This window comes from Microbulbifer elongatus, assembly GCF_020524885.1.
Taxonomy (GTDB): Bacteria; Pseudomonadota; Gammaproteobacteria; order Pseudomonadales; family Cellvibrionaceae; genus Microbulbifer; species Microbulbifer elongatus_A.
Map to the genome: position 1 here is coordinate 1 of NZ_JAIVKJ010000001.1, position 13,103 is coordinate 13,103.

Consider the following 13,103-nt stretch of genomic DNA (forward strand, 5'->3'; position numbering starts at 1 on the left):
TGACGACCATAGAACTGTGGAACCACCTGATCCCTTGCCGAACTCAGAAGTGAAACGCAGTATCGCCGATGGTAGTGTGGTGTTTCGCCATGTGAGAGTAGGTCATCGTCAGGCTTCTAAATAAAAGAAAGGGCCACCCATTTGGGTGGCCCTTTTTTTATTTAGGATACGGTGAATTACTGCCACTACCTTGCAGCGCCCCGCGCTGCCATGTGACAAACGATGCACCGAAGGTGCCAGTTTGGGGCGCCGAAGGCGTCGCTTCAGCGATGGCGAGCGCAGCTCGACACCCAGTGTAGGTCTGCAGACTCGCAGCGCCATACCGCTGCATACGGAATACAACAAAAAGCCCCGATCGCTAACGCGGTCAGGGCTTTTTTCGTTTTGGGCTGGATAGCCTCATTTTGTGGAAGAAACGCATTTTTCATCGCGGCAAATTTGCAAAAATAGGCGTGACGGTTTTTTAAACGTTTTCTCAACGCCAGTAACCATGCCACTCACGCCCAATATCCCGCAGTTATCCCCAGCTATATCCATGGAAACTGTGGGAAAGTCGGTAATCCACAGGCTGTGCGTTGTGTAAGCGGTGAATACCTGGAAGGGCTGGGGAAAGGATCTAGTTATCAACAAGAATGATGACAAAAAATAGATCCAGAAGTGGTTTCAGGCGTGCCGGCCTCTTCATAAAAAGATGCCGGTTAATAAGTGATCAGATTGAGCTCCCATTACTGACTCATTGGCGGAATATAGTCCTTTTAGGCGTTTTCTTCTTCCATTGATATTTGGGTGTGGATAAAATCTGTGTCAAGAGTCACAAAAAATTAAATAAGGCGCGTAGCTGAACGGTTTCTAGGGATTTTCTGCAGCCACCGCTCGCCGATAAGGTTTTAGGGAAAACACGATGTCTTTGCAAAGATGGCTATTGGGGGGGGCTGCGCTGCTTCTTTCGGTGCAGGCGTTTGCGGTCGGCACCGGGGCCGGCACCACCATCAGTAACACGGCCTCGGCCACCTATACCGACACCACGGGCAATCCGCAGTCCGTGAGCTCCAATACCACCAGCCTCCGTGTAGACGAGTTACTGGATGTAACTGTCGCTTCCAATGATGCGGGTTATATCTCTGCTTCATCGCCGGAGATCGGCGCTGTGCTGTCCTTTACCGTCACCAATACCGGAAACGGGGATGAGGCCTATGACCTCGCGGTAAACACTGCGCTTAGTGGTGATCAGTTCGACCCTGAGAATGCGCTGATTTATATCGATAGCAACGGTGACGGCCTCTACGATGCAGGCGACGCACTGTATGACGCAAGTTCGCCCCTGCAACTTGCTGCCGATGAGTCGATCGCGGTGTTTGTGGTTGCCGACGTTCCCGATGCACTGTCCAGCAGTGACCTGGGCCTGGTCGAGCTGACTGCGGAATCGATTACCGCACAGGCGAGTGCCGGCAGTGACGCACCGGGTACCGTGTTTGCGGGCCAGGGCGATGGCGGTGGCAATGCAGTGGTAGGCAGTAGTGGTGCCACAGCGGTGGCCCAGAACGGCTACCAGATAACGCTGGTGCAGCCTTCCTTCACCAAGAGCCAGAGCGTTGTCGACCCCTTTGGCGGCAGTGCTGCGGTTCAGGGCGCGGTCATTACCTACACCCTCACTTTTTCTGCCAGTGGCAGCGGCGAGATCACGGATGTGATCCTGAGCGATGACATTCCCGATAACACCACTTACCTGGCCGGCTCCATCACCCTGAACGGCGCAGGCAAAAGCGATGCGGCCGACAGTGATGAAGCGAGATTTGACAGTAGCGCTACACCACCGCGTATCGAAATCAATATCGGTACGGTCAACGCACCGGCTAGCTATACGGCCACTTTCCAGGTCGAAATTGACTGATCGCTAAAGAGGTTCAAATGAAAAAATTCTTCGGGGCTTTTGCTCTTGCCGCCGCGTTTATGGCTTCCGCAGTGCCGGCTTTCGCGGCAGTGGAGCTTGAAACTCGCGCTTTTATTGAGGTGACCACTACCGATGCAAATGGTGTGACAGTCACAAAAATGGAACCGGTGGAGCGTGCCCAGCCAGGGCAGGAAGTGGTATTCGTCATCACCTATCGCAACGCAGGTGAGGAGCCAGCGGAGAACTTGGTGGTAAATAACCGGATACCCAAAGAGATGGTGTACGTGGCCGATACCGCTCAGGGTGAGAGTGCGCTCATCCAGGTTTCCGTAGACGGCAATCTTTTCGATGCACTGGATTCATTGCGGGTAACCGAAGCCGATGGAACAGTGCGCGCAGCGAAGGCATCCGATGTGGTCGCATTGCGCTGGACTTTGCAGGGGGGCGTCGCACCGGGCGACTCCGGCAGCGTGCGTTACCGGGCAGTTTTGAAATAAAGCGCGATGGCGCAACGAACCGTATTAATTATTTATAAAATCTAATCGGGGTGAACTAAAAATGTTTAACAAGAAATCAAAGGCACTTTGGGCGGCGATCGGCCTGCTGACTGTGGGGTTTGTGCCGCAAGCATTTGCTGTGGGTACCGACGCGGGTGAAACGATCTCCAATACGGCGACAGTTTCCTATCAGGTAGGTGGCGTGGATCAGGAGGATGTCGACAGTAACGAAGAGACTTTTGTCGTGGATCGTGTTATTCGCATGACCCTGGCCTTGGACGGTAACCTTGGAACTGCACCAGTACCTGGCGCCACCTCGAAGATTACCAGTTACACTCTCACCAATACGTCCAACGCCCCTCTTGACTTTGATCTTGATGCCATCAACGCGGTAAACGGCGACCTGGTCAACCCGGGCCCCACGAATATCGGCACAGACGACCAGGAAGGCACAAACATAATTGCCTTTTTAGACACTAACGGGAATGGTGTTTATGACGTAGGAACTGATTCTCTCCGAATTGAAGATCTGGGCGCCGACGATAGCGTTAATGTACTAGTGAGCATCGATATTCCCTCGTCGGTGGTTGATGGCGAGACGATCGGTGTGGTGCTTACGGCAACCGCCACGGAAACGAACGGCGACCCCCTGTCGCAAGACACCGGTGCAAACACCAGCGGGATGGAAACCATATTTGGCGATGCAACAGGCGTCACCGATTCTGATTATGACGGCAAGATAAGTGTTTACGGAGCCTACTCCATCAGCGGTGCCAACCTCTCCGTGGCCAAGTCTTCGACAGTGATCGATGACTACGTAAGCAGCTCCAATTTCAAGGCTATTCCTGGCGCTCTGGTTGAGTACTGCATCGTGGTAACCAACAGTAATACCGCGACCGCGGACGCAACAGACGTTACCGTGAGCGACGGAGTTCCCTTATACACCTCTTTTGAGGCAAGTAGTGTCGCTACCGGCTCGGGCACAACCTGCGGTAGTAGCGCTGACGCCCCGTCTCTAGGTGACGAGTCAGGCGGTACCGTGACTGCGACATTCCCGACAGTTAGCCCCGGTGAGAGCGTCTGGGTAAGCTTCCAGGTAACAATCGACTAACCTTTCGCAACGGGTGGCCCACGCCACCCGCTCCGCTCCCCAGCGGTGCGCGATGCGTAGCCGTTATGGTTGATACCCTCCTGGCCCAGCACTCACTTAAGCCCGGGGGACGTAAGTCCGCCGGGCTTTGTTGCGCCCGGCGTTTTCTGTCGGGGCTGGCGGCGATTCTGCTGCTCGGGCTAATGCTTGCCTCCACTTCACTGCGTGCCGCGGATATCGAAGTGGTCAATACTGCCCGCGCAAGCTGGGTACATGCGGGCGACTCTGCCTCCCGTTTTCTCGACTCCAATAGTGTCAGCCTGGGCGTATTGGCAACCCCAGCGTGTACCCCTTCCTCCGTAGGCTTTTACCAGCATATCCCGTCCAGTTTGTCGGCCCCCGATAGTGTCGGCCGCGACTTCAGTGGTGGCAGCTACGTTGATACCTCGGGAGCACGCTTGCCCCTGCCGGTACCCACTGCGCTGGATGGCGGTGCCCTGTCGCTGCAAGCGGTGGCATCGCGCACAGCGACGGTATATCACGGTGGCGAGCCGGTTCTGATCGCGCTGGAGGATGGCAACCGCAATATCGACCCCACTGTGCGCGAAACCGTGGCAGTGGAACTCACTGTGGATTACCCGACGACCGTATCCGGCACAGGCTCTGCGTCGCCAGAGCGGGAGCAGCTATACCTGTACGAAACCGGTCTGGATACCGGCGTATTCGCTGCAGCAGTGGCAAGTAGTTTTTATAAAGCCGATCGGCGGCCCCAGAGCAGCGACGGGCAACTGGTGCTGGGTGAAAACGCGCAACTCGCGCTGAGTTACCTGGACCCCATGTGTTCCGGCGAATCCGCACGCGCCGGCGCGCTCGCCGATCCGCTTGGCGTAGTATTCGACTCCGTTGATGGAACCCCCCTCGTCGGGGCCACGGTAGCGCTGGTGAATGCCGATGACGGATCGCCGGCGATTGTTTATGGCGACGACGGTGTCACACCCTTCTCAAATACCCAGATTACCGGTGGCAGCGGTACCCCGGGTTTTCGCTTCCCCTATGTTCCGCCGGGCAACTACCGCCTGACGGTAACGCCCCCCTCGGACTACACCGCGCCTTCCACCGTTGCCGACAGCGAAATACCCCCGGCCCCCGACGGCCAGCCTTATCGGGTAGTGGCCGGATCCCGGGGTGAGAGTTTTTCAGTTTCGGTGAGTCCTGCGCTGGCAATGGATGTGCCTGTAGATCCATCCACCGCGGGACTGCTGTTGGAGAAAAGCGTCTCTGAAAGCTCCGCTGCCGCCGGTGATTACCTGCAATACCGCCTGCAGCTGCAGAGCCTGATTTCCGCTCCCGCCAGCGAGGCATTGATTGTCGATCGCCTGCCGGCGGGTATGCGCTACCGTGCGGGATCACTGTACCTCGATGGTGAACAGCAAGCGGATCCAACCATTGGCGCCGATGGCCGAACACTTGAGATTGCTCTCGGTGAGTTGGCCGCTGATGCCCAATTGGAAGTGCGCTACGTTGTCGAGGTAACCGCAGGCGCGCAGACCGGTGATGCGGTCAACACCGCGACTGCCACTGCGCTCAACCCAGGTGGTGGCCAATTAAGTTCCAACCTCGCGCAGGTAGCGGTAACGATCACCGAGCCCTTTATCAGCGACCGTTTCACGTTGGTGGGCGGCGTATATGGCGGTGACTGCGACACCCCGTGGAGCGAACGCAAAGGCCTGGCGAATGTGCGCCTGCTGCTGGACGACGGCACCTATGTAGTGACCGATGCGGATGGCCGTTACCACATGGAAGGGCTGCGCCCGGGTACCCACGTAGTACAGCTGGATATCGCCAACCTGCCAATGGGGTGGGAACCGGTATCCTGTGTGGACAACACTCGCTTTGCCGGCAGCGCCTATTCACAGTTTGTCGATGCCCGCGGCGGCAGCCTGTGGCGCGCTGATTTTCAGTTGCGTCCATCCAGGGCCGGGCTGCGTCTGCAGACCCGAGAGGAGCAGGCGTTGCCACTGCTGGAAGAAGTGGCGCCGACCAAGTACACCTTCCGCGGCCGATTCGCCTCCGGGGACGACCAGCTGTTGCCTGAGTCGGCGGCGGAGCTGCAGGCGCTGGTGGAGACCTTAAAAGGTGGTGAGGTGTTCGGGCTGGAGATTGTCGGCCACACCGACAGCCAGCGTCTCTCGCGCCGTGCCAGAGCAAAATTCCGCGATAACCACGGGCTGTCCATGGCCCGCGCCAGCACGGTTGCCAATGTGCTGGGAGAGGCTCTGGGGCTTTCTGCCGAGCGGGTAACCGTGGGCGGTATGGGCCCAAGCCTGCCGCTGGCAGACAATTTCACCTGGGAGGGGATGGCCCGCAACCGGCGGGTGGATGTTCTGGTATACGGCCGTACTGGCCCGGCGGAAGTTGAGGTAGGCAAGCGCCTGCAACGTACGCACACGGTTGCGCTGGACACCAGTGGCGGTACGTTTACCAATCTGCGCGTTACCGCCATGTTGCCCGAAGGCTTGCGTTATCTCCCCGGCACAGCACGCCTGGACGGGGAGCCCGTGGACGACCCCCGCCAGAGTGGTGTGGTGCTGATGTGGCGTCTCCCGGACGCTACCGGATTGCCGCAGAGCAACAGTGCGCCCTACGCCCGCCAGTTCACATTTGAAACGGAAGCGCTGCGCCGGGATCAGGTCGATACCGACCAGTGCGAGGCCGGAAACACCATCAAGGTCAATGCGCTGGTGGATACCGCCGTTGGTGAAAACCTTCGCTTGCCGGTTGCGGAAAACCGCCTTGATTGCAAATCCGCGGCGGATAAAGAACCAGGTACGCCTGAAACGCAAAGCGACAGCGGCCGTCTTACCGTCAACCTGACCGACCCGGCCACTTACTTGGCGCCGAATGATGGGGCAGCGGGCGAGGACGAAAAGACCTCCTCCGCATCCGCGGCAGGCGCGGGTGTGGACTGGCTGGCGCAGGCAGCGGGTGAGCAGGGTTTCCTGTTTCCGCAGGAAAGGCACAACCCGCGGGCACCGGCGGTGCGCGCGGTGATCGCCCACGGTGTCGGTGAACGCGTGGAGCTTACCGTAAACGGCAAGCCCGCCCCGGCACTCAGTTATGAAGGTATTGAAACAGCGCCACGGGGTGGCGTTGCCACCAGCCATTGGCGAGCGCTGCCATTGGAAGAGGGTGATAACCAGCTGCTGGCAAAGGTGTATGACGATAGCGGCGAGCTGCTCGCCAGTTACCTTCGTGTGGTGCACTTTGCCAATACCCCGGCGCGGGCGGAGCTGTTGCCGGAGCGCTCGGATCTGCGCGCCGATGGCGTGTCGCGCCCACGTATCGCGGTGCGTATTCTGGATCGCGATGGCTTCCCGGTGCGCGACGGCATCACCGGAAGCGTCGCCATCAGTGCCCCCTACGAGGCGTGGCAGAGTCAGAACGATAAACAACAGCGCAAACTGGCGGGGCTGGGTGAATTCCAGCCCCAGTACCGGGTAGAAGGGGATGAGGGTATCGCCTGGATCGAGCTGGCACCCACCACCCGCTCCGGTGCGTTTACCCTGGACTTCCGCTTCCACACAGGTGTCGACACCCGCCGTGAGCAACAGCTGTACGGGTGGATGTCACCCGCCGCCCGGGACTGGGTTGTAGTGGGTTTTGCCGAAGGCACCCTGGGCTACAACACCCTCAACAAGCGTATGGAATCCCTGCCGGCGGCTGAGGATGAAGGCGTTTATACCGATGGCCAGCTGAGCTTTTACGCCAAGGGTCGCGTGCTGGGCGAGTGGCTGTTGACCATGGCTTACGACAGCGACAAGCCAAGGGACCAGGCGCTGATGTCGCCCATCGACCCATCCCGCTACTACACCCTATATGGCGACGGTACCACCCAGGTTTACGGTGCTGCTAGCCGCGAGAAACTTTACGTAAAAATGGAACGGGGCCAGTTCTACGCCCTGTTCGGTGACTACGAAACCGGCCTGGTGAAAACCCAGCTTTCCCGTTATAGCCGTACCCTCAATGGTTTCAAGGCGGAAGACGGTGGCGGTCTGGTGGTGTACACGGTATTTGCCGCAGACACCGAGCAGAGCTATGCCCGCGATGAAATTCAGGGCGATGGCACCTCCGGCCTTTACCGCCTCAGCTATCCGGGAATTCTGCTCAACAGTGAACGGGTGCGTATCGAAACCCGCGACCGGATACACCGCGAGCAGGTATTGAAAACCGAAATCCTGACGCCCTACATCGATTACGAAATCGATTATGCCGCGGGCACCCTGTTTTTCCGCGAGCCGATATTCAGTCGGGACCTCGACTTTAATCCGGTGTACATCGTTGCCGAATACGAAACCAGTGGCGGCAACAACCGGGCATTCGCCGGTGGTGGTCGTGTTGGGCTCAACCTGCAGGATGAGACGCTGCAGGTTGGTGTCAGTGGCCTGCGCGACGAAGGCATTGACGGGAGCGCGGACCTCGCCGGTGCCGACCTGCGATGGTTTTTTGGTGACGACAGCGAGCTGCGCCTGGAAGCCGCGCAGACTCGTGGCGACGACGCCGAGCGCGACGGCGAGGCCTGGCTGGCGGAAGTGGAACACCACAGCAGTCGTTACGATGTGCTCGCCTACAGCCGCCAGCAGGATGCGGAGTTTGGCCTGAATCAGCAAACCGCGGGGCAGTCGGGCCAGCGCAAGTCCGGTGTGCAGGGACAGGTTCACCTGGGCGAAGAATGGTCCTTGCAGGGGGAGGCTTACCAGCAGCAGAACCTGACCAACGACGCGCGCCGCAATGCTGCCGAGGCGCGGTTGCGCTACGAAACCAATGCAACACGGATCAGTTTCGGTGCCCAGCACGCTGCAGATGAGCTACCGGCAACTACCGCCGGCGAGGCGCCGATTGAAGCGAATTCCAGTCAGGCGCTATTTTCTGCCAGCCGCCAGCTACTGAATGGCCGCGCCGACCTGTCGCTGCAAACCGAAACTTCCCTCGGCGGTGGCCGCAGTGAGAGCGCCGATTATCCGGATCGCTACCTGCTGGGAGCCAGCTATGCGCTCACCGACTACGCCCGACTGCTGGCCGGGCAGGAATTTAGCGACGGCGATAGCAGTAATAGCCGCGCCAGTCGTGTGGGCGTCCAGCTCACGCCTTGGGTAGGAGGTCTTGTTACGTCCACCCTGAATGAGAGTCGTGCCAGTGGCTATGGTCCGCGCCGCTACTCCCAGCTGGGGGTGAGTCAGGCGGCAAACCTGAGCGAGCAGTGGCGCCTGGATCTGGGACTGGATGCCAGCCATTCCCTGGACGAGGACACGTCATCCCCGGAGTTGAATACGACTACCGGCAACAGCGCCTTTGTCCAGTCTTCTGTCACCAGCATCAGTGAAGACTTTGTTGCCCTGAGTGTCGGCGCAGCCTGGCGCGGCGATGTATGGGCCTGGCGTGGGCGGCTGGAATCCCGCCGTGCGGACAGTGGCGATCGCGTGGGAATGAGCAGTGGCTTCCTGCGTCAGGCGCAGGCGGGTATTGCGTTCTCGAGCACCCTCGAGGCATTCCACAATGATACCGAGCAGGGCGCCAGCGGTGATCTCGCCAGCCTGGATCTTTCCTGGGCGTGGCGGCCGCTGGACAGCCACTGGTCGATCCTCAATCGCCTGGAGTTCCGTTATGAGAGTGTTGAAAATGCGGCCTTCGACGGTGGCCTGTTCGGTTTCGACAGCCTCGCCGCGGACAATGCCCGCAGCCGCCGTGTGATTAATAATTTCGCCCTCAACCGGATTTCCCGTCCCTGGAGTGGTGAAGACCGCACCGGCAACCTGTTCCAGCGATACCAGCGCAGCCAGTTGTCACTGTTTTACGGTGCCAAATATGCGCAGGACAATTTCGACGGAGTTGAGTACGACGGGTACACCGACCTGCTCGGTGTCGAAGCGCGTTACGACCTCAATGAGTGGATGGATCTCGGCCTGCAAGCCAGTGCGCTCAATTCCTGGGAGGCCGGTACGCACCTCTATTCCTTTGGCCCGCAGCTGGGTTTCTCCCCGGTACGGGATGGCTGGATCACCCTGGGGTGGAATTTCCAGGGGTTCCGCGATCGGGATTTCGAGGCCGCCCGCTACACGGCCCAGGGCCCATACCTGCAACTGCGTTTCAAGTTTGACCAGAACACCCGCTTCGGCAGCGGTAGCGAATCGGGAGAGTAATGATGTTGGCGAAGGCAATGCGCAAACTGATTGCCGGTGGCGCACTCGCACTGCTGGCTGTGCCGGCGGCAACCCAGGTTATTACCACAACCAATGCAGTACAGGGGCTGTCGTGCGCGGGCACGCGCTATGGGAGCGACCTGAACTGTAGTGCCGGGGAATTTACCGTAGAACCGGTATTCAGTGCCGAACCCGGAACGCCACCATTCTGCGTGGCGGGCGAAGAGTTTTTATTCCGGGTGGATATTGGCCTCTCCGGCAGTAATGCCGATCGTTACGATGTTGGATTTTTCGTAGGCGAAGCGGGTAACGATCCACGATCAAGCGATGCTTCACAATCCTGCTCGGTAGCAACATTCCCCACCAATCCGCTGCCGTGGTTCGATAAAACCCCTGCGAACACTGCCAACAGCTGCGGTGACTACACAAAGCGCGGCGATGACGATGTCCGCGTGGATAAAATCCGCGTGCTCTGCCAGGGGGATGCCACCACCGGTGCTTTGCAAGTACCGTTTGTTCTGACCTACAACCAGAATGAACAGGCATCCTGTGCGGTGCCGTCCGATGTAGAGCCCGGTTCGAAGTCAAAGTGTAACAGTGGTGTCAGTCTGGTCAGTGGCGACGTCAAAGTGTTCTCCGGTGCGCATGTGGACGTCACCAAGCAGACCGAGCCGGATGGCGATGGCCAGGAATTCACTTATACCGCCAGTGGCCCAAGTGGCTCCAAAGTGATTGTGCGGCGCGCCGATGGTAGCTACACCGACACCATTGCCAGTGCCGGCAACACCGCCACCTTTACCCTGAGCGACGGCGAGACCGCGCGGGTGTTTATTACCGCACTGCCAACCGCACAGCGTCTTGTGATCAGCGAACAGCTGGAAACCGGCTGGGACAGCACTGCGCTGATCAGCTGCTCTGACCAGCGCGGCGACCCGGTCGTTACCGTGGACGAGGCCAACCGCAGCATTACTGCAGACCTGGATGAAGATAACTCGGCCGCCGCTTGCACCATTACCAACCGCAAACTGCCGCAGGTGACCGTTACCAAAACCAGCCTCGGCGACAGCGGCAGTTTTACCTTCACCGGCTCCAATGGCTGGAGTGACCAGACTATCAGCACCGCGTCTGCGGGTGCATCGGTGAGTGGGAGTGCGCAGTACCTTGCCGCATTGGGGGTGGCTACGGATCTGGTGGAGACGCCACAAGCGGGTTGGCGCCTGGCGAGTGTAAATTGCAGCGGGCTCGCCAGCGGCGGCAGTGCCAGTGCGGACCTCGCAACGCAAACTGTCACTCTGGATGCCGCGGCGGTGTCCGAGCCGGGGGCCGAAATCGGTTGTACTTTTACCAATGTGCGCCAGCGCAACCTTACCGTCACCAAACAACTTACCCCGATCAGTCCCTGGCCCGGTGGCGACAGCGGTCTGTTCGTGATGAATGCCAACGGCACAACTGGCAGCGAGGGGGGCGACGGCGCCAGCGCCAGTGAGCTGGTGGATGTGGGGGCGAGCGCGACCTTCGCAGAGAGCGCCGGCTCCGGAACCGATCTGGCCAATTACACCGCCAGTTACCGTTGCGACACCACGCCGGCCACCAGTGGCAGCGGTACCAGCGGCACCCTCACCATGCCCAACACGGACGTCGCTTGCACCTTCACCAACACCCGTCGCTCCGCCACGTTAACCCTGCGCAAGACCTGGCAGGATGGTGCCAGTGGCGACACCGCCACGGTTACCAGTAGCGGGTTCAATAACAATGCCAGCACGGGCGCGGTGGTTTCCGCGGGCAACAACAGCGTTGATAGCACCCCGGTGACCGTCTATGCGGGGGAGAGCGGCACCATCGCCGAGACCTTCTCCGTAGGCGACTCCGGACTCTACAGCCTGGCGATCGATTGCAGTGGTGGCAGTCTTGCTGGCACTACTCTCACGGTGCTGCCCGGCGACAGCAGTATCCTGTGTACCGCCACCAACAGCCGGGTGTTGCCTTCTCTCAGTCTGCTGAAATGGGTCGTTACCCTTTGGGATCCGGTCAATGGCAGTGTCAATCCCAAGTCGATCCCCGGGGCGGTGAGCCAGTACACGCTGCGCCTCAGTAACAGCGGCGATGGCAGCACCGACAGTGACAGCCTGGTTCTGGGTGATGCCCTGCCTGAGCATGTGGATTTGTATGTGGGAGATCTGGGGGCGGCAGGTTCCGGGCCTGTCAGCTTCAGCGATGGCACACCGGCAAGCGGCCTTAGCTGGGTGTATTCCGCATTGGATAGCGACACCGATCACGTGGAATTTTCCCAAGATGGCGTCGACTGGAGTTATGTTCCGGTACCGGATGCCGATGGTTTCGACCCCTCGGTGCGCCATATCCGCCTGAAACCAGCGGGGCGGATGAACGGACAATCCGCCGGCAGTGACACCTGGGTGGAATTTACTTTCCGAGTGCGGGTGCGCTGACGTTTTTTTAGGCTTCTTTACCGAGGCGAACAGTCACGCGGTTCAAGGCACCTATTCGCAACTTATGCACAGGTCTGTCCCAAGTTTCTGTGTGTAAGCCCAGTTGTGGACAAGTGTGGAATCACTATTCAAATCAAGCCCTGGCCTGGCGTGTGGATTGCGAAGTTGCGAAGCGCGGTGTTGGAGTTGCTACAGCCATCCACACGTGCGCGTGACCAGGCTGCTACCAAACGTCCTGGGTAAGTGCCCCTAGAAATGTACGCTCCAGCCCAGCGAGGCTGACTCTACCTCGTACTCTCCGAGAAGCTCATCACTGCCGATTTCCGGGAAAAATTCCCACTCTGCCCGAAGGGTCCAGCGGTTCCTGAAGCTATAGCTGACACCGGCACCATATCCCCAGTGGAAACCGCTGGTGCTGTCAGAGAAAGTACCATCCACAGGAAACACGACAGGCTGCAGGGAGCCGTCTTCGAGCTGGAAGATGGCGAGCGCATCGCCTCTCTGTCTGGAGCGAAGCTGGCTGAGCCAGAAACCGCCGCCGACTTTGCCAAACACACTGACGCCAGATCTTCCCACTGGCAGATGCCCAACAACGAACGCATTGCCCATGCGGGTGGTGAGTTTTTCCTTGATGTGCAGGTACGGCAGCTGTGGATTACTTACCGTGAACTGCGAGGTTGTTGTAGCGGCCTGACGAAAATCTGCCTCCACCGCGAAGTTGGGGCTCCAGCGCCATCCCGCGTAGAGTTTTGCCCCCGAACCGCTGTCGGTGCAGCCTTCAAATTGTGAGGACTGCTGCTCCCGGTTCAGGCTTTCAACAAATTCCCTCGAACTGTTGCAAAGAGGGTCGAGGGCGGTGCCCTGAAAGCTGAGGCCACCATAGCGGTGGGAATAGAAGTCTGCACAGGCAAAGCTGCTGCCCAGCAGGGAAAGTGGTACCACAAGCAGAAGGAGGGGCCGGATCATGGCGATACCTGCTCT

General features: G+C 59.2%; 7 protein-coding genes and 1 rRNA gene. 6 read left to right on the forward strand and 2 right to left on the reverse strand.

Going from position 1 to position 13,103, the window contains the following annotated elements; genetic code table 11:
• A 5S ribosomal RNA gene (rrf, locus tag LC059_RS00005) occupies positions 1 to 114 on the forward strand; the annotation flags it as partial.
• A gap of 149 nt (positions 115 to 263) precedes the next feature.
• Here rrf and LC059_RS00010 read toward each other — a convergent pair.
• Positions 264 to 497, reverse strand: a complete 234-nt coding sequence (locus LC059_RS00010; RefSeq protein ID WP_226701806.1) for a hypothetical protein — start codon at positions 495 to 497, stop codon at positions 264 to 266.
• 404 nt (positions 498 to 901) lie between these two features.
• Here LC059_RS00010 and LC059_RS00015 point away from each other — a divergent pair, with 404 nt between their 5' ends.
• The 5 genes from LC059_RS00015 (at position 902) to LC059_RS00035 (ending at position 12,122) form a co-directional block, all read left to right on the forward strand.
• On the forward strand, positions 902 to 1,891 hold the full coding sequence (locus tag LC059_RS00015; RefSeq protein WP_226701807.1) for a hypothetical protein: 990 nt from the start codon (positions 902 to 904) through the stop codon (positions 1,889 to 1,891).
• Positions 1,892 to 1,908: 17 nt separating this feature from the next.
• The gene (locus tag LC059_RS00020; protein ID WP_226701808.1) at positions 1,909 to 2,388 is read left to right on the forward strand and encodes a DUF11 domain-containing protein; all 480 of its coding nucleotides are present in this window, start codon (positions 1,909 to 1,911) and stop codon (positions 2,386 to 2,388) included.
• Between the two features lie 61 nt (positions 2,389 to 2,449).
• Positions 2,450 to 3,499, forward strand: coding sequence for a hypothetical protein (locus LC059_RS00025; protein ID WP_226701809.1), 1,050 nt, complete (start codon positions 2,450 to 2,452; stop codon positions 3,497 to 3,499).
• A gap of 65 nt (positions 3,500 to 3,564) precedes the next feature.
• A complete protein-coding gene (locus tag LC059_RS00030) occupies positions 3,565 to 9,675 on the forward strand; it encodes an OmpA family protein (protein ID WP_226701810.1) in 6,111 nt (2,036 codons plus the stop codon).
• Positions 9,675 to 12,122: a hypothetical protein gene (locus LC059_RS00035; protein ID WP_226701811.1), complete on the forward strand. Its 2,448-nt coding sequence runs from the start codon at positions 9,675 to 9,677 to the stop codon at positions 12,120 to 12,122. Before LC059_RS00030 ends, LC059_RS00035 begins: the two co-directional genes overlap by 1 nt.
• A 249-nt stretch (positions 12,123 to 12,371) precedes the next feature.
• Here the strand turns inward: LC059_RS00035 and LC059_RS00040 are convergent, their stop codons facing one another.
• Complete coding sequence (locus LC059_RS00040; protein ID WP_226701812.1) at positions 12,372 to 13,088, reverse strand: outer membrane protein; 717 nt, start codon at positions 13,086 to 13,088, stop codon at positions 12,372 to 12,374.
• Positions 13,089 to 13,103: the final 15 nt, after the last annotated feature.